Source organism: Acetobacter fabarum, from assembly GCF_022483405.1.
GTDB classification, from domain to species: Bacteria; Pseudomonadota; Alphaproteobacteria; order Acetobacterales; family Acetobacteraceae; genus Acetobacter; species Acetobacter fabarum.
The window spans coordinates 1,777,078-1,802,477 of the sequence record NZ_JAKVNI010000001.1 but is presented as its reverse complement, the minus strand read 5'-3'; the positions used below and the strand labels follow the sequence as shown (position 1 = coordinate 1,802,477).

The following is a 25,400-nucleotide window of genomic DNA, read 5'->3' as shown; positions in this document are numbered from 1 at the left end:
CGCGCCTGTGGCCGCCGAACGCCTTGAACGCCCCCTGAAAATTATTGCTTTCAGAAAGCTGGCTGCCGGACACCGGCCGATAGACAAAAGCGCCTGACAAGGAGTGGCAGGCGCCTGAACCGCAGAAACCGGGTTCTGTCACCTAATGTGGCAGACCCCGGTTCCTACGGAATAGACAAAGCCCTGAATCAGACGCCTGCGGCAGCCTGCTTCTTGGCCTGCACGCGCAGAACGCGACGCTTGATGACCTGTGCTTCCGTGGGGAGCTTGCGGTTAGGCGTGCTCAGCAGGAAGGAATCCAGACCACCATTGTGTTCAATGGTCCGCAGGCCACGTGCGCTAACGCGCATGCGAACGGCGGAGCCCAGGATTTCGGACGTCAGGGAAGCTTCCTGCAGGTTGGGCAGAAAGCGACGACGGGATTTGTTGTTGGCATGACTGACGTTATTTCCGGTCAGCACGCCTTTGCCGGTGATCTGGCAACGACGGGACATTGTCTCATCCTTGTCTTAAACAAAAAAGGAACTAGAGGGCCGAGACAAACGCCCGGCGACCACATTCAGGATTGGCGCGGCTTATGACATTAGCCATCGCCCTCAGTCAAGGGTTGAAGCTCAGGCTTTCTCGCTTTCCTCACCACCATCGGCCAGAACGGAGGCGTGAACATCACCCAAACGCACGCTTTGCGCGGCAGAGTCGAGAATGCGCAGGATGGTTTCCTTGTCCATGCTGCGGGCCATCACACCCAGCGATCCGCCAAGCAATGCCGAGGCCACAGCCAGTGGCGGGAACTTCTCATTCCGCAAATGGTCAATGGCGTGTTCGATCACCATTGCGCAGCGAGCAAGATCTTCGGGCACTTCGGGGCGCTGCCCGGCATGTGCTGCATTTTCCGCCCCAGTCGTGGCGTGTGCGTGGTTATCCGCCATGTTTTTACTCCTTACGTTCTGTGCAGCATCTGCCGGATTCGGCGGGATGGCAACAATCAGCAGGTCAGCCCTCCCCCGTGGCCTGTGCAGCCCACATGGCTGCGTACTGGCCCTGTGCCGCCAGCAACTGCGCATGCGTGCCGCGCTCCACAACCAGCCCCTGCCCCATGACCAGAATTTCGTCCGCATCCACAACAGTGGAGAGCCGGTGAGCGATCACAAGGGTTGTCCGGTGGGCGGAAACGGTTTTAAGCGCTGCCTGAATTTCTTTTTCCGTATGTGTGTCCAACGCGCTGGTAGCCTCGTCAAGCACAAGAACGCGTGGGTCTTTCAAAATCGTGCGGGCTATGGCCACGCGCTGTTTTTCCCCACCGGAGAGCTTGAGGCCGCGCTCACCCACCTGTGTTTCGTACCCTTCGGGCAGGGTCATGATAAAATCATGGATCTGGGCCAGCCGGGCAGCTTCCTCCACCTGTTCGGGCGTAGCCCCCAGACGCCCGTAGGCGATGTTGTAGCCTATGCTGTCATTGAACAGCACGGTATCCTGCGGGACAACGCCTATGGCCGCACGCAGGTCCGCCTGACGGTATGAGCGCACGTCATGCCCATCCACCAGAACCGCGCCGGACCATGTATCGTAAAAACGGAACAGCAGGCGGCTTATGGTGGATTTACCTGCCCCCGTGCTCCCCACAATGGCCACCTTGTGCCCCGGCTGCACATCAAAACTGACGCCGTGCAATATCTCCCGCTCGGGGCGGTAGCCAAAGTGCACATCACGGAACGCCACCTGCGCCGGAGCAGAGTCCGCCAGACGCGTGGCAATGGGGAGCGGACTGGCCGGGTCTGCCACTTCCACCACCTCTTCCGTCAGGCTGAGCATATGCTCCAGATCGACCAGAGCGGTGCGGATACCCGAATACACGGAACCCAGAAAATTGAGCGGGCCATAAAGCTGGAGCAGGTAGGTGTTGACCATAACAAACTCACCCACCGTAATACGCCCCACCTCCACATCATGCCCGCCCAGCAGCATGATTGCGGCAAGGGATATGGCAATAATGGCGGCCTGACCGAAGTTGAGCACCCCTAGCGAGTACTGGGTTTTCATGGCCGCTTTTTCGTAGCGGGCCTGTGCGTTGTCGTACCGCCGAGCCTCATGCTCCTCGTTGCCAAAATATTTTACGGTTTCGTAATTGAGCAGGCTGTCCAGCGCCCGACCAGACGCCTCGGTGTTGGTGTCGTTCATACGGCGGCGGATACCCAGCCGCCACGAGGTGAAGCGGACCGTAAACACAATATAGGCCGTGATCATGAGCGCGATCATGAGCACATAAGTCCAGTTGAACAGCCGCCAGATCACCCCCATCACCAGCAAGGCCTGCAAAATGGTGGGCGAGAGGGACATGAGCATGCGCAAAAGCGTTTCCACCGCCTCCGTGCCACGCTCTATAGCGCGCGTAACGCCCCCTGTGCGCCTGTCCAGATGGAAGCGCAGGGAAAGCTTATGCATATGCGCAAAGCTGCGATAGGCTGCCTGCCGTGCCACACGGAAGCGCACGGGTGCGAACAGGGAATCCCGCAGGTTGGTCAACGCGCCGGATACAAGGCGCACCAGCCCGTAGCACAGGATAAGAAGTGCCGGTGCCATGGCCAGACTGTTGGGGTGCACAAACCTGTCCACCACCTTGCTATACACAATGGGCACAGACAGCGTAGCCAGCTCTCCGGCCACAAGAACAACCAGCACCAGCGCCATACGCCAGCGCAGGGCCTTGTTCTCCTGCGGCCACAGATAGGGCAACAAACGGGCAAAAGTATAGGAAACCGGCCTATTGAGTGGGCCAGACACTGCTCTACGGGGGGACATGCCCCCGGATGTGGCACGTCAGGCAGTTTTTGCAACCCCCTGCCACCTTGCCATGCCCGTTTTATGCCCCGATAACAGCATTCGTGTCTGGCACAGCAAGAACAGGACCTTTGCCCTTATGCCTTCCCATGCCAACCCGTTCCTCCGCCATCTGACGGACTGCAACACGGCTACTCTTCCGGGTGGGCGCGCCCCCCTTGCCCTTGGCGGCACGCCTTCTGGCTGGCTGGCGCCCGAATTGTTCACCCGTATGGAGCAGGCTGGCTTTGGCTCGCCAGACAAGGGCTTTAACATTCCCCACCCCAAGGGGCTTGAAGCACTGGGGGAAGAGCTTGCCAGAGAAGGATTTTACAAATCCCACCATGAACTGTTTGATGTTTATCCCGACATGGACCAGCCCGTTGTAGGCCGCATAGACCGCGGAGCGCTGCCCCTGTTCGGGTTTGTGGCAACGGGTGTGCATATGAACGGCCTTGTCCGCAAGGTAGATGGGTTGCACCTGTGGACCGGGCGGCGGGCAGCCAACAAACGGCTGGACCCTTCCAAACTGGACCATCTGGTGGCAGGCGGCATGCCCGCAGGCCACACCCCGCGTGAGGCACTGGTCAAGGAAGCCGCAGAAGAAGCCAGCATACCCGGCCCACTGGCGGAGGAGGCCGTGCAGGCCGGGCGGCTGGTCTATGCCCTGAACCGCCCCGAAGGGCTGCGACGTGATATTTTATACTGCTACGACCTGTACCTACCCGAAAGCTTTGAGCCGACCGCCGCCGATGGCGAGGTAGAAAGCTTTGCCCTGATCCCGCTGAGCGAGGCTTACCGCATTGTGCGGGATACGGATGAGTTCAAGTTCAACGTCAATCTGGTGCTGATCGACCTGTTCCTGCGCACCGGGCTGATTGACCCTACCAGCCCACAGGGCATGGAACTACGTACCGGGCTGGACAAAGGGCTATCGCCCGCCAGCCCGGGCCGGAGCGTAACTTCAGGCTGAGTAGCGGGCGTTAGCACAGGCGGATGCCTCGGCCTCCGCCTCCTTCAACCCGGCCAGCAGACGTTCACGGATTTCCTCCAGCCGCTTCTTGTCCGTAATCTTCAGGCCGAACAGGTCCTTGACGTAAAACACGTCCACCGCCCGCACGCCGTAGGTGGTAATATGGGCAGAGGCGATCTGGAGGTTCTCCCGGCTCATGGCTGCGGTAACGTCATGCAGCAGGCCGGGGCGGTCGCGACCGTTAACCTCGATAACCGTGTAAGTGTTGGACACGCCATTATCCACCACCACCCGTGGGGGCACATGGATGGCCCGCATGCGCAGCGGCATATGGCCAAAACCTGCCCGTGCAATTTCGGCCCCAATATCAAGCTGCCCGCTTAACCCCTGCTCGATCAGGGATGTCAGGCGCGCCAGACGGTGTGTTTCTTCATACGCCTGGCCTGATGTGTCCTGAATCCAGAACGTATCGAGCGCCATGCCGTGGGTCATGGTATGGATGCGCGCATCCACAATGGAGGCCCCGGCCAACGCCAGCGCCCCTGCAATCTTGGAAAACAGGCCCGGTACGTCCACCGTATAGACGGTAACCTCGGTCACACCCCGCGCTGGCAGGGGCAGAACCTCCACCGTAAGGGGGGCGCTACGCGCATCTGCATCACGGATCAGGCGGGCATGGCGGCTGTGGGTCTCGTAATCGAACGACAGCCAGTACCCTGCATAACCCAGTCCCAGAAAGTGTTCGATGTCACGCTGGGGCACACCTTCTTCACCCAGAATTTCGGCTGTTACGTCCTTGGCGTGGCGCACGCGCACATCGCGCTCGGTGGTGGAAAGGCCACCGGCCAGAACTTCCGCCACACGCAGGTACAGCTCCCGCAGCAAGGTTGCCTTCCACGCGTTCCACACGCGCGAGCTTACCGCGCGCATGTCCACAATGGTCAGCAGCAGCAGCAGACGCAACCGCTCGGGGGACTGCACAATATCCGCAACGTCCAGAATGGTTTTGGGGTCGTCAATATCACGCTGGAAGGCGGTATGGCTGAGCAGGAGGTGGTGCAGAACCAGCCATGAGACTGTTTCCGTCTCTTCCCCCGACATGCCTAGGCGGGGGCAGAGTTCGGCGGCAATTTCAGCCCCGATTTCCGAATGATCCCCGCCGCGCCCCTTGGCCACGTCATGCAGGAGCACGGCCATATACAACGCTCGGCGCGAATGCAGGCCCTTGATCAGCTCATATGCAATGGGAATTTCGTCCGCCATGCGTCCGGCGGCCACTTCGTCCAGAATACGAATAGCTTCTACCGTATGCTCATCCACCGTGAACACATGGTAGGTGTCAAACTGCATCTGCCCGACAATACGCGCCCAGTCGGGAATAAGGCGGCCAAAAATCCCGGTCTCGTTCAGGATATGGAGCCAGTAGGAATGACCCGATGGCGGATGGCTGCCATACGCGGCGGAATAAACCGGTGAGTTCTCCTCCGTAGGAGCTGGCGGAGGCAGGGCCGCCCCACGCCTGCGCGGGCGCTGCTCCTCCTCTGCCGTGTCTCCACACAACAGGTCGAGGAAGATGCGCGCGGCCTCGGGGTTGTCCCGCAGGGTAATGGCCCGGCGCTCCCACCGGATAAGCTGGTGCCGCGCCAGCGGGTGCAGTGGACGGCGGCGCAGGCGCGCCCAGTCCAGAATCTGCATCATTTTAATGGGGTCCTGATCAAAGGACACGCCCCGGTCGGGCAGGATCTGCCCGTCAAGCAGGGTAAAGCCTGCCTCACGCATGGCTTCATCCGGTTTGGCGGCATTGGCCACCGGGCCCTGCGCCTGCCGCAGCACGGCGGGTTCGAGCACATGGGTCAGACGCATGACTTCCCGCGCGGTCAGGAAGTAGTGGCGCATAAACCGCTCCACCCCGTTCTGGCGGCCGTGGCGGGTGTAGCCCATACGCGCGCCAATAACGGGCTGCATGTCAAAGGTCAGGCGTTCTTCCGCCCGCCCGGCCACGTAATGCAGGTGCAGGCGCACGGTCCACAGGAAGTCCCACGACCGGCGGGCACGCGCGGCTTCCTGCTCGGTCAGCAGGCCCATCCATATAAATTCCGGGGCCAGCAGGTCACGCACATGGCGGGTGCCAAAGGTGTTGCGGCACATCCAGTACAGGGTTTGCAGGTCCCGCAGCCCGCCCCGGCCTTCCTTTATGTTGGGTTCGACCAGATAGGGGCTATCCCCAAACTTGCGGTGCCGTTCCAGCCGCTCGCGCCGTTTGTCATGAATAAAGCCCGCAGCCCCTGCTTCCACGCAGGAGAGGATGTAGCGGGCCTCGAACATGGCAAACAGGGCTGTATCCCCATCCAGCAGACGTGCGTCCAGCAGGGCGGTACGGACCGTGGTATCCTTGGATGCCTCGGCAATACATTCATCTATCGTGCGGGTGGCGTGGCCAACCTTGCCCCCCAGATCCCACAGAAAATACAGCACATATTCCACTACGGGGTGAGCACGCTCACCCGCGCCCTGCGCGATCAGGAACAGCAGGTCAATATCACTGAACGGTGCCAGCAGCCCGCGCCCGTACCCGCCTGTTGCTGCCACGGCAAACCCCGACCGCCCCCCCATGGCAGGTGGTTCGTCCACTGTGGTCGCCCGCACGGCCAAGTCCACAATGGCGCGCAGCATAACGTCGGCAAAGGTCGCAAGGGTTTTGGCAGCTGCAGCCCCCTTGAGTTCATACTGCTCAAACCGTTTGCGAACATCCGCCTGATAACGCCCCAGATGCCGCCGGAAAATAGCCACGGCCTCATCCCTTGGGGGGATGGCGGCATCATCTGGTGTGGCGTCCCTCAACTCCCGCGTCAGGCATGCGGCAAGGGCTTCTGGCGTCAGGGTCGCCAGAACGGACATGTCGGTTTGCTGCCCGGCGGCAGCCTGTGCGGAAGAGGTGGGCATAGGGTTACGGGTTCAGCTCCTGGGAACGGTCGGGGGTTGGAGGGGATCAGCCGGCAGCAGATGTGTCTGTATCCTGCCCGGCCAGCCTGCGCAGGTCGTACAGCATATCCAGCGCGGCCCTTGGGGTCAGACTGTCCGGGTCAATCTCCATCAATCGTTTCTTTAACGTATTTTCGCATGGTGGGGGTAATGTCTTCTGTGTGTCAAAAAGCGGTAATGGTTCGGGTATGGTATTTTCAGCACGCTCAAGTTCACGCAGCAGGCGGCCGGCCCGCTCCACCACGCTTACGGGCACGCCAGCCAGCCGCGCCACATGCACACCCCAGCTTTTTTTTGCTGATCCTGCAAGCACTTCGTGCAAAAAAACGATCTGCCCGCGCCACTCCCGCACTGCCATTGTATGCAGGCACAAACGGGGCAACGTATCGACCAGCCGCGAGAGTTCGTGGAAGTGGGTTGCAAAAATTGCACGACAGCGCACCGTTGAATGCAGGGCCTCCAGCACCGACCAGGCAATGGCCAGCCCGTCCAGCGTTGCGGTCCCCCGCCCGATCTCATCCACCACCACAAGCGAGCGCGGCCCCGCCTGATTGAGAATGGCGGCTGTTTCGGTCATTTCCACCATAAAAGTGGAGCGCCCGCGCGCCAGATCATCCGATGCGCCAACGCGCGAGAACAGCTGGTCCACCACCCCGATGCGTGCGGAATCCGCCGCTACGGGAAAGCCCCCCTGTGCCAGAATGACCGCCAGCGCCGTCTGCCGCAAAAAGGTGGATTTACCGGCCATGTTCGGCCCTGTCAGCAGCATAACGCGGCGTTCTGGGGCCAGTACGCAGCCATTGGGGGTAAAGCGCGCGCCCCGCGGCAGGGCCGCCTCCACCACAGGGTGGCGGCAGCCTTGCAGGTCAAACGCCGTATCCTCACGCACGTCGGGCCTGCACCATGTTCCACCCGTGGCCAGTGCCGCACAGGACTGCAACACATCCAGCACCGCCAGTGCCTGTGCCAGTTCGGGCAGTTCCCGCTCGGCCAGCACCTTGGCCGTTAGCTCCGCAAACACCTGCTTTTCGCGCTGGGCGGCTTTTTCTGCCGCCTCGGTAATGCGCACGTTCAGGCTGGCCAGCTCCTCCGTGGCAAAGCGGGCTGTACTGGCCGTGCCCTGCCGCAGAATAAGGTCGGGATTATCCTTGAGCCGCGCACTGGCCCCCACAGGCACTTCCATAACGTAGCCAAGCTGGGCGTGATGGCGGATCTTAAGGTTGGAAACCCCAAACCGGGTTGCATACTCCGCCTGCAAGGCGGCAATCAGGCGGCGCGAGTTATCGCGCAGGGCGCGGTGTTCATCCAGCTCCCCATCATAGCCTGCGGCAATCACGCCACCATCATCAAGCCGGGCGGGCAGTTCCTCCGCCAGTGCCATGTGCAACTCGGCCTCCAGCGCACGGGCCGCACCCAGCCAGCCCATGGCATGGGCCAGAACCGTGGGGAGTTGAGCGGCATCCCCTCCATCGGGCCCTGCCAGAATACGGGCAGCCTCACGCGCGGCATGCAGCCCATCGCGTATGCCGGCCATATCACGCGGGAGCCCCCGCCCGAGCGAGAGCCTACCCAGCGCACGGGCAATATCGGGCGCTTTTTTCAGCGCATCGCGCAGTGCTGCACAACGGGCTGCGTGGTTCTTGAGCCACCACCAGCCCTCCTGCCGGGCGGCAATCGCTGTTACCTCCGTCAGCGGGGAGGCCAGCCATTCCGCCAGCATGCGCGCCCCGGCAGCGCTAACCGTGCGGTTAATGGCTGTAAACAGGGTGTGTTCCACCCCGCCATCGCGCGCGCGCAAAATATCCAGACTGGCGCGGGTGGCCGGGTCTATGCCCAGCACGCCATTCTGGCTTTGTGCAATAGGGTGGGCCAGCCGGGGCAGTTTGCCAGCCTGCGAGCGGCGCACATAGTCCACCGCCATGGCTGCGGCCACGCTCTCCTCGTCCGAAAAAGTGCCAAAGGCTTCAATGCTCGCCACATCAAAGGCCGCAGCAAGGCGCTGGCGGGCACTGCCGGGGGCGGGCAATGTGGCCTCGGGCGCGCGCCGGGCTTCATAATCGCCCAGTTCCACGGCGGCACTGGCCAGAATTTCCGCCGGGTCCAAACGCCCCAGCAGGGCGGGCAAGGCAGTGGCGGGCAGGCTTGCTGTCTCAAACAGGCCGGTGGATACGTCAATCCACGCAGCGCCAAGCGGGCCTGCACCTTCGGCCGGGGCATCCTTGCGGCGTTTGCCTTTATCTGCCCCAGCGGGGCAGACCAGTGCGAGCAGCAGGTTGGAGCGGCCGGGCTCCAGCAGTTCATCCTCCGTGAGCGTTCCGGGCGTTACCACCCGCACAATGCCACGTGCCAGTGGCCCTTTGCTGGCGGGGCGCCCTTTGCGCGGCACCTCCGTCTGTTCAGCCACCGCAACCCGGAACCCCCGGCGGATTAAGCGAGACAGATAGGCCGGGGCCGCAGCCACGGGCACGCCACACATGGCTATGGGTTCGCCCCCATGGTTGCCACGGGCGGTCAGGGCAATATCCAGCGCGGCGGCGGCTGCCGTGGCATCATCAAAAAACAGTTCGTAAAAATCGCCCATGCGGAAGAACAGAAGGGCTTCGGGATTTTCCGCCTTGAGCGTAAACCACTGCGCCATGGCTGGCGTAGCGCCATCGGGAGAGATACGTGTCATGCCTGCATCATAAAGCTACAATTCGTGGGAGCAACCGCCCTGCTCTTTGCATAGCACTGCCTGCTCCAGCCAGTGTACGGCCGTTGCAAGCGGGTGGTGCCAACTGGGAACATCCCCCTCCGGGGCAGGCTGCCGGACAATCCGGACCGAAGGGTACCACACGCTGCGCTCCAGCGCACCGGGGGAGACCGTACCCCCTGCAGGAAGGGTAGAGGCCGCAGCCCAGCGCCAGTCCCCTGCATACCGGTTCAGCAACAGGGTGGGTTTGCCCAGCAACCCCGCCAGATGAACAATCATGGTGTCCACACTCACCACCACATCCAACCCGGTTATAAGCCGGGCCGTGGCCAGCAGATCCCCCGCTGGCAGGGGGCTGAGTGGTAGCGGCACATCCTCCGGCCGCGAACAGGGCTGCAAAGCCTGAAAACTCACGCCTTTTACAGCAGACAGCCCGCCCAGCAGGGCTGGAGCAAGCGAGCGCCTGCGGTCAAACTGGTAGCTTGGGTTACCCGACCAGCACAGCCCCACCCGCACCCCCTCCCCCACACATGGCGTAACTGACCCTGCAAAACATGCAAGGTCAGGCTGCCAGGCAAAAGGGCTTGCCACCCCAAGCCTTTGGGGCAGGCTTAACAGGCTGCAACATGCCTCCGCGTGGCTTGCCTGTTCCGGCAGGCAAAGCTGCACACGCCCACCCCATTGGGGAAGCAGGCAACGCACAAGCGCGCGCATACTCTGGGGCACCAGCAGGCTAACCCGTGCCCTTTGGGCCGCCAGCCCCACATAGCGCAGGAACTGCAAGGCATCGCCCAGCCCCTGCTCGGCATAGAGCAGCACGGCACCTGTTGTGGCGCGCCCATCCCACTGCGCCATGCTGGCTACACAATGTGGGGGTGCCAGCAGGTCCCGGCGTGCCTCAAACAGCGCCCACCCCTGCGCAAACTCCCCGACAGACAGGCAAAGGCCGGCAAGGTCCAGCGTTGCACGTGCCCGGTCCTGTAGCGTGGTGGCCCGTTGCATGGCCTGTGTAAACAGGTCCCGCGCGGTTTGTGTATGGCCAAGGTCCATCAGCACCGTGCCATAATTAAGTGCTAGCCGGGCATCATCCGGGCGCTGCCTGTAGGCGGCTTCCAGCGCCTGCCCGGCACTGTGCAACCGGCCCTGCGCCATAAGCACAAGCCCCAGATTTGTCAGGGTTTCCGCTACATCCGGGGCCAGCGCGGCTGACAGGCGCAAGGCCTGCTCCGCTCCCTCATAATCCCGGATGGCAAACAGGGCTGCCCCGTGGTTTGCCAGAGCCTGCGGGTTATCCGGCATGGCCTGCGCCACATACCGGAAATGCGGTTCCGCCTCCCCCATGCGCCCGGCACGCTCAAGCAGCATGGCATGCAGGTTATGGGCGGCAACATCCTCCCCCGCCAGCCTTAGTGCACGGGCGGACAGGCTGATTGCCTCCTCCACCCGCCCATGCCGGGCCAGAAAGGCCGCCAGCGCCATGTGCCGCGCCGGCTCCAGCGGGCGCAGGGTACGTGCTTTTTTCAAGGCCTGCTCGGCCTCGGGCAGGCTGCCTGCCTTTTCCAGTATCTGGCCCATGGCGTCATGCGCGCGGGGGTCTGCGGGGGTTGCAAGCACGGCCACATTGGCCGCCGCCCGCGCCTGCTCCACATGCCCCAGTTCCAGCAGGGCCAAGCCCAGCGTAATATAAAAAAACGGCTCCCCCGCCAGCTCCACCGCCTTGCCCGCAAGGGCTACTGCGGCCGCTGCATTCCCCCCCGGCACGGGCAATACAGGCCATGGCGTGCCAGCCCTGTGCATCCCCTGGATTAAGGCGCAAATGCTCGCGCAAAAGGGATTCGGCCTGCTCGGCATCCCCCCGCGCCAGACAGGCCAGCGCCATATCCGCCGGCGCCAGCGGAGGGTCCTGATCCGTTTTTTTCCCGTTCACGCGGTCTGCCCCTTTAATTTTGCAGCCAAACCCGGCCTGAAAGGTGGATATGCCCGATCAGACACATTTTGTTTGCCGGCATGATGCTGTAGCATCCCCTGCATGAACAAAGCCTATCTTTCCCTCGAACGCCACTTTGCGCGCCTTTCCTCCCTCAATGATGCCCTTGGTATTTTGGGGTGGGACAAGGAAGTTATGATGCCATCGGGCGCTGCCGAGCGCCGGGCGGATAATCTGGCCATGCTGGAAGGGCTGCGCCACGAAATCCTGACCGCTCCGGTTATGGCAGACCTGCTGGCCGAGGCCGATGCGGGGGATGATCCGTGGCGCGCTGCCAATCTGGAGCAGATGCGCAGGCAGCACACTCAGGCCACCGCCCTGCCGGGTGAGCTGGTGGAAGCCAGCGCACAGGCTACGGCACGGTGCGAAATGGCATGGCGTACCGCGCGTGAGGAAAGTGACTTTAAAAGCCTTGAGCCGCATCTGGCAGAAGTGCTGCGCCTGACGCGTGCGACCGCCGTAGCCACGGGCGAGGCCATGGGGCTGACTGACTACGATGCCCTGCTCGACAGTTTTGACCCCGGCACCCGGCAGGCGGACATTGACCCTGTTTTTACGTCTCTGGCCGCAGAACTACCTGAACTGATTGGCTCCGTGCTGGAACAGCAGGCCAGCCTGCCAGCCCTTCAGCCCCCCGCAGGTCCATTCCCCATTGCACGGCAGGAAGCTCTGGGCCGCCGCCTGATGCACCATATGGGGTTTGACGTAACACGCGGCAGGCTGGACGTAAGCGCGCACCCGTTCTGCGGTGGTGCGACCCACGACGTACGCCTGACCACCCGCTACGTGGAGGCGGATTTTATTCCCGCCATGATGGGTGTGCTGCACGAAACAGGCCATGCCCTGTATGAAATGGGGCTCCCTGCCGAATGGGCCAGCCAGCCTGTGGGCCAGTCCGGCGGCATGACCCTGCATGAAAGCCAGTCCCTGCTGATGGAAATGCAGTTCTGCCGTTCCCTCACCTTTGCAAACTGGCTGGCTCCGCAGGTGCGCAACAGTTTTGGCGTGGCGGACACCACCCCCGGATGGGACGCAGCCAGCCTGCACCGGCACCTGACGCATGTTGAACCCGGCTTTATTCGGGTAGATGCGGATGAGGTCACATACCCCGCCCATATTCTGGTCCGCTACGAACTGGAAAAAGCCCTGATCTCGGGCGATCTGGCACTGGCCGACCTGCCCGGAGCCTTTAATGACCGCCTGCACGCCCTGCTGGGCCTGCGCGTACCAGATGACCGGCGCGGCTGCTTGCAGGATATTCACTGGCCTGCGGGGCTGTTCGGCTACTTCCCCTGTTATGCCCTTGGTGCCATGACCGCAGCCCAGTTGCGCAACGCGGCCTGCAAAGCCAACCCGGCCATTCTGCCCGCCATTGGCCAGGGGGATTTTGCCCCCCTGCTGGCATGGCTGCGCCAGAATGTTCATGACCGCGCGCGCAGTGCCAGCATGCCCCGGATCATACAGGATGCCACCGGCAAACCGCTGGACGCCACGGCCTACCTGACCCATATCCGCCGCCGTTACCTTGAGCGCGCACCCGATGCGTAAAAGGCAGCGCACCACACCCACAACAAACCGGCCCTGCACACAAGGCGTTTGCAAGGCCCGCCTGTGGGGCGGAAACTCCTGCCCACGTTTTTATGCCTGACTCTCCACCAACCGGGTGCCCGCGCGCATGACTGTTCTTATCCCCCGCTCTTACGCCCCCAATCGCCGCGCGGCTTTTGGCCTGCTGGCAGCGTTGTTTGCTCTCCCGCAGGCCAGCGCCCCGGCATGGGCGCTGCACATGCCCAAGGTTGCGGAACTGCCTGCCAGTGCGCTCCAGCCCTTCATGCAGTCCAGCAGCCAGATATGGGATGCAGTGCTCCCCCTGCCTGACGGACGCATGCTGCTGGAAGCCCCGGCATGGGTTGGCAACACCGGCCCGCAGCTTTTTGTGCGGGACACAAACGGGCAACTGGCCGCATGGCCCAATGCTGCATGGAACGCGCCCGAAGGGGATGCACAAACCCGGTTTGTAGCCCTTGGCGGGCTGACCAGAACCGCGGACGGCCACATATGGGTGCTCGACAGCGGCGTGACAAACCGCAAGAGCCCGCCCGTAGCCGCCCCCAAACTGGTGGAAATTGACCCTGGTACCAATACCGTACTCCGCACGGTGCCCGTACAGGCCAGCGCCTTGCGGCCGGGGAGTATTCTGTCGGGCATTGCCGTGCATGGCACTACGGCTTACGTGCCCGATTCAGGCGTTGCGGGCCTGCTGGTGATTGACATTGCCACCGCCACAGCCCGGCGCTTTCTGGACCACCACCCCGACCTTATTGCCAGCCGCCCGATTGTAACGCCCACCGGCCCGGTGCGGGACAACACAGGCCGTTACGCAGCCGTGGATGCCAGCATGGTTGCAGTCAGCCCCGATGGCACGTGGATTGTGCTGCAGGCTCCGGGGCAATACCTCTCCCGCGTGTCCACCGCCATTTTTACCGACCCCGACATAACCCCCGCCGCGTTTGAGGAAAGCGTGACACAGTGGTTCAAAACCCCATCGCTCGGCGGCATGACCATTGATAATGACGGCACGCTTTACTGGGCCGACATCACAACATCGAGTATTCTCAGCTACACCACCGGGCGGGTGCCACGCAGGCTGATAACCGACCCGCGCCTGCAATGGCCCACCACACCGGGGCTGGACGGGCACGGGCACCTGTATGTTTCCGCCAGCCAGCTCAACCACAGCACGGCTTTTGGCGCACCCTCGGCCACCATTACATGGCCGATCACCATTTACGAGCTGACCCTGCCCACAACACCCCCGCCGGGCTAGGCACTGCCGAAATTATCGTACAAGCCACTTCGCGGCATCCGTCATTCAGGATATAAACGCCCTCATGCGCTACATTTCCACACGCGGGAATGCTCCCGTTCTTTCTTTTTCCGATGTCCTGCTGAGTGGCCTTGCCGAAGATGGCGGGCTGTATCTGCCACAGACATGGCCCGAATTCTCACTAGCCGAGTGGCAGGCCATGCGTGCCCTGCCCTACCCGGAGCTGGCCGCCCGTATTCTGGCCCGCTTTACCGGCTCCGACATTGACGAAGACACGCTCAAAACCCTGTGCGCCAAAGCCTATGCCGGTTTTGACCACCCCGCCATTGTGCCGCTGACACAGGTGGAGGACGGGCTGTTTGTGCAGGAACTGTTCCACGGCCCGACCCTTGCCTTCAAGGACATGGCCATGCAGGTGCTTGGCCAGCTTTTTGAGCATGTTCTGACCCAGCGTAACGAGCACGTCACCATTGTCGGCGCCACCTCGGGGGATACGGGCTCCGCTGCCATTGAAGCCTGCCGGGGCCGCAAACGCCTGTCCGTGATCATCCTGCACCCCAAGGGCCGCACATCGGAAGTGCAGCGCAGGCAGATGACCACCGTGCGTGAACCCAACGTGACCAACCTTGCGGTTGAAGGCACGTTTGATGATTGTCAGGACCTGGTAAAAAGCCTGTTTGCGGATATTCCCTTCCGCCGGGAGATGCACCTTTCTGCCGTCAATTCCATCAACTGGGCGCGTATTGCCGCACAAATCCCGTACTATGTGCATGCGGCACTTGCTCTGGGCGCACCGGAGCGTGAAGTCTCCTTTGCCGTGCCCACGGGCAACTTCGGCAATATTCTGGCAGCATGGGCTGCGCGCAAGATGGGCCTGCCCATCCGCCAGCTTTGTGTCGGCTCCAACCGTAACGACATTCTAACCCGCTTCCTCAACGCCAATGACATGACCATCAAAGGGGTGGTGCCCAGCCTCTCCCCCTCCATGGACATTCAGGTTTCCTCCAACTTCGAACGCCTGCTGTTTGAACTGCTCGGGCGGGATGCACCGGCCTGCGCCCGGATCATGACCGGCTTCCGCAGCACGGGGCATATGGACGTACCGGCCGAAGTCTGGGAGAACGCCCGCACCCTGTTCTCTGGTCTGGCGCTGGATGATGCCCAGACCGAGGCCGAGATCCGCACCCTGCACCAGCGGTCCAGCTATATGGCCGACCCGCACTCCGCCATTGGTATTGCCGCTGGCCGCCGCTTCCGCCAGCCGGGTATTCCCATGGTGGCCGAAGCCACGGCACACCCGGCCAAGTTCCCCGACGCCATGGTGGCCGCAACGGGTATTCACCCTGCGCTCCCCGTGCATCTGGCGGACCTGTTCGAGCGGGAGGAACGTTACCGCACGGTCCCCGCGACCGAAGGCGCGATCAAGGATGCAGTCCGCGCGGCGGTTCTTTCCAACGCAGGCTAAGTAAAACACACCCTCCCCCTTTGCAGGGCTGCCCACGCGGCAGCCCTGCTGTTTTTCAGGACAAGAATGACAGACCCCATCCAGCTCACCCGCCTGCCCTCCGGCCTGACCGTTGTGACCGAACGCATGGACCGTGTGGAAACCGTTTCCTTCGGAGCCTATATTTCCGCTGGCACCCGGAACGAAACCGCGGCGGAAAATGGCGTATCCCATTTTCTGGAACACATGGCCTTCAAAGGCACGACCAGCCGCTCTGCCCTGCGCATTGCCGAAGAGATTGAAAACGTGGGCGGGCATATCAACGCTTATACCGCCCGCGAGCAGACGGTTTTTTACGTCAAGCTTCTCAAGGAAAATCTTGGGCTGGGGATCGACATTATTGGCGATATTCTCACCCACTCCACGTTTGATGCCGCCGAGCTTGAACGCGAGCGGGGCGTGATCTTGCAAGAAATAGGTCAGGCGAACGATACGCCGGATGACGTTGTTTTTGACCATTTTCAGGAAACCGCGTTTCCCAACCAGCCCATGGGACGCACCATTCTGGGCACCGAGGCGCTGATCAAGGGCATGCAGCGCGACACACTTACCTCGTATATGCGCACGCACTACAACCCTGCGAACATGATTGTGGCCGCCGCTGGCAATCTGGAGCATCAGGCTGTTGTTGCGCAGGTTGAGCAGCATTTTGCCCACCTGCCCACAACCAAAGCCCCAGCCATGGAGGCCGCCCACTACGCCGGGGGCGAGTTCCGCCAGATCAAGGAGCTGGATCAGGCGCATATTGTGCTTGGCTTCCCCTCCACCGGGTACCATGACCCCGACTATTACGCAGCCCTGCTGCTTTCCACCCTGCTGGGTGGGGGCATGTCCTCACGTCTTTTCCAGGAAATCCGGGAAAAACGCGGGCTGGTGTACTCGGTTTATTCCTTTAACGCCCCGTTTGAAGGGGGCGGCGTGTTTGGCATTTATGCCGGCACGGGGGAAAAGGAATGCGCAGAGCTTATTCCCGTGACGCTGGAAGAGCTGCGCAAGGTCCAGCTGGAAGTGAGCATGGACGAGCTGGTGCGTGCCCGCGCGCAGCTTAAATCCTCCCTGCTCATGTCGCTCGAAAGCACGGGCAGCCGGTGCGAGCAGATTGCACGGCAACTCCAGATTTTTGGCCGCGTCATCCCCACGCATGAAACGGTCGCCAAGATCGAAGCCGTCACGCGGGAGGACATCTGCCGTGCGGCAGCCCGCATTTTTGCCGGAACGCCAACACTTGCAGCCCTTGGCCCCATCGGCCACATTCCTTCCCTGCAAAGCATCAAGGAGACACTGGCAGCATGACGCAACAGCCCCTCGACCTTATTGCCGATCTGGTTAAGCTTGCCCGCACCAGTGGTGCGGATGCCGCCGATGCCGTTTTTGTCAGCAGTACCGCTGTAGGCGCTGGTGTGCGCAATGGCGTGACAGAAGAACTGGAACGCTCGGAAACAACCGATCTGGGGTTGAGGGTTTTTGTTGGCAACAAAAACGCCATTGTCTCCACCACCACTCCGGACCGGGCCAAGTTTGGCGCGCTGGTCGAGCAGGCTCTGGCCATGGCGCGCGTGCTCCCCGACGACCAGTACGCAGGCCTTGCGCCCAACGCCATGCAAGGCACATTCCAGACCAATGCTCTGGAACTGGCAGACCCGGCCGAGCCCGATACAGCCGCCCTGCTCGCACGCGCTCAGGCGGGGGAAGAAGCCGCACTGGCCATAAAAGGCGTGACCAACAGTGCGGGTAGCAGTGCGTCTTGGGGGCGCACCGACATTACTCTGGCAACCTCCGCCGGGTTTGCGGGCACTTACAGCCGCACCAGCCATTCCAACTCTGTCTGTGTTCTGGCAGGTGCGGGAGATGGCATGCAGCGTGATTACGACTACCATGGCACAGTCTGGCTGCATGACCTGAAGGACGCGGCAGAACTTGGCCGCAATGCCGGGCAAAAAGCAGTTGCACGCCTGAACCCGAGCCGCCCCAAAACGGGGCGCTACCCTGTTGTGTTTGATCCACGGGTTGCTGGCAGCTTTCTGGGGCATTTTGTGGGGGCCATTACGGGCACCGCCATTGCCCGTGGCACATCCTTCCTTAAAGACAAAATGGGGCAGGCCATTTTTGCCAGCTCGGTTGGCATTACCGACGACCCGACCCGCATAAAAGGCCTGCGCTCCCGCCCGTTTGACGGAGAGGGCATGGCCGTCGCCCCGCTCTCGCTCGTACAGGGTGGCGTTTTGCAAACCTGGGTGCTGGACAGCCGGAGCGCGCGCCAGCTTGGCCTGCAAAGCAATGCCCGCGCAGCCCGCGGCACGGCCAGCCCGCCCGGTCCCTCGGCAAGCAACCTGTTCTTTGAACCCGGTCATCTTTCCCCCTCAGCCCTGATGGCCGACATTCGGGAAGGGCTGTACATTACGGAAATGATGGGCTCCTCCATTAACGGCCTGACCGGGGATTACAGCCGTGGTGCCTCGGGCTTCATGATCCGTGATGGCCAGATAGCCGAGCCCGTAGCGGGCTTTACCCTTGCGGGGAATCTGCTGGAAATTTTTGCTTCCATCACATTAGCGGATGATCTGGTATTCCGTTTTGGCACCGACGCCCCCACATTACGCACAGATGTCCTGAATACTGCCGGGGCATAACTGTTAGCCGGAGACCAAAAACCCGTGAAATCACGTCTGCTGCGATCGACCCTTCATGCATTGCTGGCTGCCAGCCTGCTGGCCGGACCCTTGGCCATACAGGCCGATGCACGGCCCGGTCAGGGTGGGTCCATGGGGAGCCGTGGTAGCCGCACATGGAGCGCGCCCCCTGTTACGCGCACAACGCCGTACAGCACTGCTCCCATGGACCGCTCCATTACGCCGCGCACTGCGCCCACCCCCGGCTATGGCGCACCGCAAATGGGTGCTCCCTTTGCCCGCCCCATGGGCTACCCCAACCGCCACCCGTTCCTGACCGGTCTGGCCGGTGGTTTTCTGGGGGCCGGGCTGTTTGGTATGTTGAGCGGCCATGGCTTTATGGGCGGGATGCACGGCTTCTTCAGCTTTCTGGGTCTTTTGGTCCAGATCGGGCTGGTGGTTATGCTCGTCATGTGGCTGATCCGCCGGTTCGGGCGTTCCAGCCAGGGCACTAACGGGTTTGGCTTGTCCTCCCCCCGCGGTATGCCCGGTGCAGCACCTGCCTCCCCCACGCCATCCGCAGGAGGGGCACCCGTGCAGATTACCACGGCAGATTACCAGTCTTTCCAGCAAACGCTGATGGATATTCAGAGTGCGTGGAACCAGCAGAACATTCCGGCCATGCAGCAGATGGCCACGCCGGAAATGGTCTCCTACTTCAATGAGCAGCTGGCAACTCTGGCCAGTCAGGGTGCGCGCAACGTTGTCTCGGATGTGCGCTTCCTTCAGGGGGATCTGGCCGAAGCATGGCGGGAGAACAACATGGACTACGCAAGTGTAGCCATGCGTTACAGCCTGATCGACCTGACAACCAACGCCACCGGTCAGGTGATTGATGGCAGTTCCACCACGCCCGTAACCATTACCGAGGTCTGGACATTTGTCCGTCCCTCCCGCGGGGGGCGCTGGCTGCTTTCGGCTATTCAGCAGGCCCGCTAAACCCCGGGCCAGACTGTTGCTACAATAGAAAACCCCGCCCTCCGTTATGGAGGGCGGGGTTTTTATATGCGTTCACTGCAGCAAGTACCGGTAATGGCCCACACCGGGCACGGCATTACGGGTGGAACAATGTCAGCCCAAACATAATGCCAGCCAGAACAAGCATGAACACAAGCATGCTCCGTACCCGCTGGCTCTGCCGCTTCTGCCGTTCAAGCTGTTCTGGGGTCTGGTCCATTGGGAGAGTGGTCATGCTGAGTGCATCCATATCTGAAAGAAGTGGTCACCAAGAAGGCCACAGAACAGAAAGAACAGATAAGCCAGAGAAAACCGGAACGAGATCCGCGCAGCCTTATCACCCTTCTGGCTGACGCCGTTTTCGTCCTGCGGTTCCAGAAGTACGCGCACAGCACAGGCAACAAACCCAAGCCCCAGCACCACGGCAGTCACCGTGTAGATCAGCCCGCTCTGCCCCACAAAGGACGGGATAAGCGAAACAGCGAGCAGCACCAGTGTGTAGGAGAATATCTGCCACCGTGTATGACGCATGCCACGCACAACCGGCAGCATGGGAATACCCGCGCGCCCGTAATCCTTGCAGGCGTACAACGCCAAAGACCAGAAATGCGGCGGTGTCCAGAAGAACACAATACCGAACATGACCACCGGCATAAGCGCCATGTGGCCCGTAGCAGCCGCCCAGCCGATCATGGGGGGGAAGGCGCCCGCCGCCCCACCGATAACAATGTTCTGCGGCGTGGAGCGCTTGAGCCACATGGTGTAAATAACGGAATAGAAGAAAATGGAAAACGCCAGAATAGCGGCAGCCAGTGTATTGGTTGCAATCCACATAAGGCAGACGGACAGACAGGAAAGACCAACCCCGTAGGCCAGAGCCTCGTTCTGGGGAATACGCCCCGAGGGCACCGGCCGTGTAATGGTCCGCTGCATGACCGCGTCAATATCCCGGTCGTACCACATGTTAATGGCCCCGGCAGCGCCCGAGGCCAGACAGATGCAGAAGATGGTAACCAGCCCCACAAACGGGTCAAGGTGCCCGGGTGCCATGAACATGCCCGCAGCACCCGTAAACACGACCAGTGAAATAACCCGGGGCTTGAGCAAGGCCAGCCAGTCACGCGCCTGCGTACCAACCTGCTCCGTTTTAAAACGTGACCGTCTGGCCTGCGGCTCGGAAAGACTGGCTTCGCTCATAGGGCAGCCCCTCCGGCCACACCCGCTGCCGCATTTGCATGACCAGTAACCATGGGAATATCACGCTGGAAGCTGATCACTGCTGCCAGCACAAATACCAGTGCGGCCATGCCAAACAGGGCACAACCCAGCACCTGCATGCCAGAAACAAACAGGCAGAGCGTTGCCGCCGCCGTTAATACAAAGTGCAGACGGGCCAGCTTTTGTGGGTACCAGAACCCGCAGGCCTCACCCCGCCAGAGGTAAAAGCCACCGCAAACGGCATAAAGCGCGCCAAGCTGCAAAGCCGGGTGCAGACCTGTGCCCTGCACAAGCTGGACAACCCAGCCACCGGCCACAACGGCCAGAAAACCCATGCCCCACAGCAGCGGCGTACGCAACGAAACCCGTGCCTTCCAGGTACCCGCAAGCCACAGACCGGCAAGGCACACGGCGGAGAGGGAGCACAACGCCAGCAGGCTGTTACCAACCATTTGCGCCGTCTGGCTATCGGCTCCATGCGCCAGACTGCTTTTGGCCCATGCCACAACGCCCGAAGCCGCAGTAGCCGCCATAATATAGGCAACAGGGCGTGTTTTAACCTGCCCGATGCGGGCGGCCATTTCAAACACGATCCCGAACCCGGCCAGCAGGACAATCAACCCGATGGGGGCTGCAAAATACTCAGCGCCGATCATAGGGTTGGTCGCAGGCCACAGCCATGTCCGCAGCGTAGAAGCCGCAAAAACCGGAACACTCAGCAACAGCACGGCAGCAGACAGCATTTCCCCCCACACGAAGGGGGAGAAAGACGTCTGCTCCAGACTATCTGCGCAGCTGTCAAAAATAGTGCTCAACAGGACCATGGCGGACATAAGCGCGCCCAGTGACCACAGAATATGGGCAATACGTGCATCGGGCAGAGTGCAGGTCAGCACCGCAGCCAGGGCAAACACACCAACGGCTGCCAGATTAAGCCGCCCCAGCAGCATGCTCCCCCGCCCAAGGGCACGAGGCAGCCAGAGCGTGCCAAAACCACTGACCAGTGCGGGAACAACAACATACAGGAGCATCAGGGCCGGATGGGCCTGTGCAAGCCTGCCCCACAGCCCCGTTGCAGGCAACATGCCCATACCTGCCAGAACGGAAACACCGCCCCCAACAAGAGCGGCAGAAGCAGCAAGCAGCAGATACGCTGTTCCAGCGGCGGCATCCTGCCGTTGGCTGGCAGTTTTACCCACCGGAGCCGAATACTGGTGAGACAGGCTGTGAGCGGAGATCATGCTCCATGTTCCATATTCTGTGCAGGCCCGTAATGGAGAACAGTAAACCCGCTAGACAAAAAACGACCATATTCTAGTGTTTTATGGCACAAAAGCGTTCTGCCAAGCCACGCATGTCTAGCGCCCCAGCCAAAACTGGAGCGCACATGTTTATTAATCCGGCAGATTTTCCAGAGTAACCAGCGTGAAAAGGCCAAAAGGCCGCACTGGCTGAATAGTCGCCCGCGCGATGTCTGCCTGCGGGAGAAGCGATTCCATGGCAAAATCGGGGTGCCAGCCAAGCGAGTGGGAAGCGCGCGCCATGGCATGTTCCACTGCGCCGCGAATACCACCGGGGGCCAGAAAATGGTTGATGAACAGGATATGCCCGCCCGGACGGACAACACGCTTGAGTTCGCACAGCAGCTTGCGCGGGTGCGGCACAACGGATGCAACGAACATGGCAACGGCTGCATCAAACGAGTTGTCTTCGAACGTGGTGTCCTCTGCATCCATTTCCAGCAGGGCCGTCACATTGCTCAGGTTATCGCGTTTGACGCGTTCACGCGCTTTGGCCAGCATGTCGGTTGAAAGGTCGATGCCGGTAATGATCTTGCTGCGGTTGTAATGCGGGAGCGCAAGCCCGGTCCCCACACCCACTTCCAGCACATCCTTGCCGGGCAGAGCATTGATCGTGTTGACCGCCTTGAGGCGACCGAAACGCGAAATACCGCCGAATCCCAGATCATAGACATTAGCCCAACGCCGATAGGCCTGTTTGACGGCCTCCGCATCAAGCGCAGAACGCGAGGGAGGGGGTACGGGGCTTTCCCCTCCGCTGGAGGGGTATTCTTGGAGAACGTCACTCATGTTCTCTCTCTGCCCGCTGGCGGACATTTCTTCAAGAGCCACTATACTCTCTTCCTTCCTGCTTGCAGCACACACCACAAAAGTACCCTTGTGTGGCAGCCCGGCATGATACCGCCCAACAGGGTCTGACTGCTTTTATTGGACAGACAACTTACGTTCAATACAATCCCATATGCTGGCGGCACCATTCGTGCCATCAAACCGTTCCAGCTCCTGCAAACCGGTGGGGGATGTCACATTGATTTCCGTCAGATACTGCCCAATAACATCAATGCCTACAAAAATCAGGCCATGTTCTTTAAGAAACGGTCCGATTGCCTCACAAATCTCGCGATCACGGGCACTCAGTTCCACTTTGCAGGCCACACCCCCCACATGCATGTTGGAGCGGTGGTCATCCCCCGATGGCACGCGGTTGATCGCACCAATCGGCTGACCATCCACCAGAATAATGCGTTTGTCCCCTGCGGTTACGGCGGGTTCGTACCGCTGGATCATGAGAGGTTCGCGCGAGCGGGCAAAGTGCATTTCCAGCAGGGCGTTCAGGTTCTGGTCATCCGCTTTAATCCGGAAAACGCCACTCCCGCCGTTACCAAACAGGGGTTTGACAATTATGTCCTTCCATTTGGCGCGGAATGCCCGAATCTGCTCGATGTCCCATGTCACCAGTGTTGGCGGCATCAGCTCGGGAAAATGCGTGACCAGCAGTTTTTCCGGGCTGTCACGCACCCAGCGCGGGTCATTGACCACGAGTGCGCGGTCGGGACCAACGCCGTGGATATGGTCCAGCATATGCGTGGCGGTAATATAAGCCATGTCAAACGGTGGGTCCTGGCGCATGAGCACCACATCCATCGTACGCAGCGAGCGGCGTTCGGCATCACCAAACGTGGCGTGCCGCCCTTTTTCCCGCCGCACGGTAACCGGGCGCATTAGAGCCGTGACATCGGTACGGGTTGCGCCACGCGCTTCGTGTACACCTTCATCCAGAGCCATGGACCCCACTTCGTACACAAACAGGCTATGCCCGCGTGCCTGAGCTTCGAGCATCAGGGCAAAGGTTGAATCCCCATCAATATTAACATGCTCAAGTGGGTCCATCTGGACCGCCACAAGCCGTGGAGAAGCCATAAACTCGGGTTCCTGTTTCTGCTGGCGAAGCGATTGCCTGCCATCCTGCCTTTTTTCACATCAACACGCAAACGCCGCCTGCTAGCGCGCACCGCCAGAAAGCAAAGCGGCGTCACGCATAAAGCCCGGCACCGCACAGCGTAGCCTTACATGGAAGATGGAATACGTATCTGCCACCATACCCCGGCGCGCGCGCACCTGCTCCGGCAATACGTCCAGCACCTCAAAAAACCGGGTATCTGGTGGCCCTTGCCGCCGGTGGCTGAGAACAAGGTAAGCCTGTGCCCCACATGCTGGCCGGGGGAGCGCAAATAGCGCCCAGCGTGGTTCAACCCCGGCAACCACCCGCTCCGGCGCATAAAATGCCAGCTCGGACACCAGACCATATTCATCCGCAACAAGCGGGAACCCATGCGGCACCTGCGCCGAGACAGCACGCACAAAAGCGGGCCACCCCCCAACCTGCCGCAAGGTGACATCCAGATGAGGAGACAGGCGTAGCGGCATGAATGCCGCCTGCACACAAACGATCCCCGTAAGCCCCAGCCCCAGAAAACCTGCCACTTTCCACCACGGCCAGAGCACCCATGCAGCAGCAAGCGCCAAGGCAGGGTACAGCATGACTGGCCAGTTAGCCTGCACCCGCGCACCCAGTGCATGCTGCACAAACACGGCCACGGGCAGCATGATCATGCACAGCAGCAATACGGAAAAACTATCCCGCCGTCGCCAGAGCAACCAGACACCACCTGCAAAAAACAGAAAAACCAGTGGGCTTGCCAGCCCAACCTGCCCGCCCAGCAACTCGCCCATAAAGCCAAGCGCACGTGCGGGGTTCCAGTCCCCCAGCCGTCCGCCCTGCTTGAAAAAGCTGACCCAGCCATGCTGCGCATTCCACCAGACTACCGGAACAACGCAGACAGCCGCCACGCACGCGCCCACAAACGGCCACGGCGTACGCAGCCATGCCCTGCCCGCTTTGGTAGCAAGCAGCCACACGACAAGCCCGCCCAGCGGGAGCAGCATGGTGTATTTACTCTCAAACCCCAGCCCGGCTGCCAGCCCTACAACCAGCCACATCCAGTTCTGGCGACCTAAACAGGCATGCACCAAACCCCAGAGCATCAGTGCTACGCACAGAAGCAAAGGGGTATCCGGGGTCATGACCAGAGTGCCAAGCCCGATGCCCAGAGTACCATTCAGCAAAACACCTGCACGAATAGCCCCTGTGCGGGCCTGCTCCGGCGCAAGCTGGGTGCGCAACCAGCAGGACGCGGCCTGAACAACCAGCACCGTGCCCAAACAGGCGGAAAGTGGCCCCATAAGGCGCACACCCAAAGGAGTGTCGCCCACAAGGAACATGCCCACACGCGCCCAAACGGCCACCATGGGTGGGTGGTCCAGGTACCCCCCGGCTGGGGCCAGCGCCCATATGCGGTAATAAGCCTCATCCGGTGCAAGCGGGATGTACGCGGCCAGCACAAGGCGCAAAACGGTAACAAGACCCAGCCCCCACGCCCAGTATCCGTACTGTGCCAGACCGCCGCGCAAGA

Annotated in this window: 19 protein-coding genes and 1 pseudogene; 7 read left to right on the top strand and 13 right to left on the bottom strand. The window is 61.4% G+C overall.

The window, feature by feature from the left end:
• Positions 1 to 188: 188 nt before the first annotated feature.
• From rpmB to LKE65_RS08420, 3 genes are all read right to left on the bottom strand, one after another.
• Positions 189 to 494, bottom strand: coding sequence for a 50S ribosomal protein L28 (rpmB, locus tag LKE65_RS08430; RefSeq protein WP_086645448.1), 306 nt, complete (start codon positions 492 to 494; stop codon positions 189 to 191).
• A 120-nt stretch (positions 495 to 614) separates the two neighbouring features.
• A complete protein-coding gene (locus tag LKE65_RS08425) occupies positions 615 to 929 on the bottom strand; it encodes a hypothetical protein (protein ID WP_165925432.1) in 315 nt (104 codons plus the stop codon).
• Positions 930 to 993: 64 nt separating this feature from the next.
• Positions 994 to 2,736, bottom strand: a complete 1,743-nt coding sequence (locus LKE65_RS08420) for an ABCB family ABC transporter ATP-binding protein/permease (protein WP_278741819.1) — start codon at positions 2,734 to 2,736, stop codon at positions 994 to 996.
• 181 nt (positions 2,737 to 2,917) lie between these two features.
• Between LKE65_RS08420 and LKE65_RS08415 the strand changes: the two genes are divergently transcribed.
• Complete coding sequence (locus tag LKE65_RS08415; protein ID WP_278741818.1) at positions 2,918 to 3,790, top strand: NUDIX hydrolase; 873 nt, start codon at positions 2,918 to 2,920, stop codon at positions 3,788 to 3,790.
• On the opposite strand, the gene LKE65_RS08410 is transcribed toward LKE65_RS08415, so the two are convergent.
• From LKE65_RS08410 to LKE65_RS13485, 4 genes and pseudogenes are all read right to left on the bottom strand, one after another.
• Positions 3,782 to 6,733: a [protein-PII] uridylyltransferase gene (locus LKE65_RS08410; protein ID WP_278740977.1), complete on the bottom strand. Its 2,952-nt coding sequence runs from the start codon at positions 6,731 to 6,733 to the stop codon at positions 3,782 to 3,784. The two genes, LKE65_RS08415 and LKE65_RS08410, sit on opposite strands and share 9 nt — an antisense overlap.
• 46 nt (positions 6,734 to 6,779) lie before the next feature.
• Entirely contained in the window at positions 6,780 to 9,446 is a 2,667-nt protein-coding gene (gene mutS, locus LKE65_RS08405) for a DNA mismatch repair protein MutS (protein ID WP_278740976.1), read from the bottom strand.
• A gap of 15 nt (positions 9,447 to 9,461) precedes the next feature.
• Positions 9,462 to 11,261: a tetratricopeptide repeat protein gene (locus tag LKE65_RS08400; protein ID WP_278740975.1), complete on the bottom strand. Its 1,800-nt coding sequence runs from the start codon at positions 11,259 to 11,261 to the stop codon at positions 9,462 to 9,464.
• Positions 11,262 to 11,286: 25 nt separating this feature from the next.
• Positions 11,287 to 11,343 (bottom strand): annotated as a pseudogene (locus LKE65_RS13485) (hypothetical protein); the annotation flags it as partial.
• Between the two features lie 150 nt (positions 11,344 to 11,493).
• On the opposite strand from LKE65_RS13485, the gene LKE65_RS08395 reads away from it, so the two are divergent.
• The 6 genes from LKE65_RS08395 (at position 11,494) to LKE65_RS08370 (ending at position 19,390) form a co-directional block, all read left to right on the top strand.
• The gene (locus LKE65_RS08395; protein WP_278740974.1) at positions 11,494 to 12,999 is read left to right on the top strand and encodes a carboxypeptidase M32; all 1,506 of its coding nucleotides are present in this window, start codon (positions 11,494 to 11,496) and stop codon (positions 12,997 to 12,999) included.
• 127 nt (positions 13,000 to 13,126) lie between these two features.
• Positions 13,127 to 14,278: an L-dopachrome tautomerase-related protein gene (locus tag LKE65_RS08390; protein WP_278740973.1), complete on the top strand. Its 1,152-nt coding sequence runs from the start codon at positions 13,127 to 13,129 to the stop codon at positions 14,276 to 14,278.
• Positions 14,279 to 14,342: 64 nt separating this feature from the next.
• A complete protein-coding gene (gene thrC / locus LKE65_RS08385; protein ID WP_086645454.1) occupies positions 14,343 to 15,743 on the top strand; it encodes a threonine synthase in 1,401 nt (466 codons plus the stop codon).
• Positions 15,744 to 15,809: 66 nt separating this feature from the next.
• Positions 15,810 to 17,075, top strand: coding sequence for a M16 family metallopeptidase (locus LKE65_RS08380; protein WP_278740972.1), 1,266 nt, complete (start codon positions 15,810 to 15,812; stop codon positions 17,073 to 17,075).
• Positions 17,072 to 18,412 (top strand): TldD/PmbA family protein, encoded by a 1,341-nt coding sequence (locus LKE65_RS08375; RefSeq protein ID WP_086645456.1) that lies wholly within the window; start codon positions 17,072 to 17,074, stop codon positions 18,410 to 18,412. The genes LKE65_RS08380 and LKE65_RS08375 overlap by 4 nt, the downstream gene beginning before the upstream one ends.
• 24 nt (positions 18,413 to 18,436) lie before the next feature.
• The gene (locus LKE65_RS08370) at positions 18,437 to 19,390 is read left to right on the top strand and encodes a Tim44 domain-containing protein (protein WP_278740971.1); all 954 of its coding nucleotides are present in this window, start codon (positions 18,437 to 18,439) and stop codon (positions 19,388 to 19,390) included.
• Positions 19,391 to 19,505: 115 nt separating this feature from the next.
• Here LKE65_RS08370 and LKE65_RS08365 read toward each other — a convergent pair whose 3' ends face one another.
• The 6 genes from LKE65_RS08365 to LKE65_RS08340 all read right to left on the bottom strand — a co-directional run bounded on the left by LKE65_RS08365 (position 19,506) and on the right by LKE65_RS08340 (position 25,398).
• Positions 19,506 to 19,643, bottom strand: coding sequence for a hypothetical protein (locus tag LKE65_RS08365; protein WP_165925424.1), 138 nt, complete (start codon positions 19,641 to 19,643; stop codon positions 19,506 to 19,508).
• Positions 19,640 to 20,605 (bottom strand): heme o synthase, encoded by a 966-nt coding sequence (locus tag LKE65_RS08360; RefSeq protein ID WP_278740968.1) that lies wholly within the window; start codon positions 20,603 to 20,605, stop codon positions 19,640 to 19,642. The genes LKE65_RS08365 and LKE65_RS08360 overlap by 4 nt, the downstream gene beginning before the upstream one ends.
• The gene (locus LKE65_RS08355; RefSeq protein ID WP_278740967.1) at positions 20,602 to 21,867 is read right to left on the bottom strand and encodes a cytochrome C oxidase subunit I; all 1,266 of its coding nucleotides are present in this window, start codon (positions 21,865 to 21,867) and stop codon (positions 20,602 to 20,604) included. Before LKE65_RS08355 ends, LKE65_RS08360 begins: the two co-directional genes overlap by 4 nt.
• A 153-nt stretch (positions 21,868 to 22,020) precedes the next feature.
• Positions 22,021 to 22,716, bottom strand: a complete 696-nt coding sequence (locus LKE65_RS08350; RefSeq protein ID WP_408744052.1) for a class I SAM-dependent methyltransferase — start codon at positions 22,714 to 22,716, stop codon at positions 22,021 to 22,023.
• 135 nt (positions 22,717 to 22,851) lie between these two features.
• Positions 22,852 to 23,847, bottom strand: a complete 996-nt coding sequence (gshB, locus tag LKE65_RS08345; protein WP_165925422.1) for a glutathione synthase — start codon at positions 23,845 to 23,847, stop codon at positions 22,852 to 22,854.
• Positions 23,848 to 23,928: 81 nt separating this feature from the next.
• Complete coding sequence (locus tag LKE65_RS08340; protein WP_278740966.1) at positions 23,929 to 25,398, bottom strand: ArnT family glycosyltransferase; 1,470 nt, start codon at positions 25,396 to 25,398, stop codon at positions 23,929 to 23,931.
• Between the last annotated feature and the right edge of the window lie 2 nt (positions 25,399 to 25,400).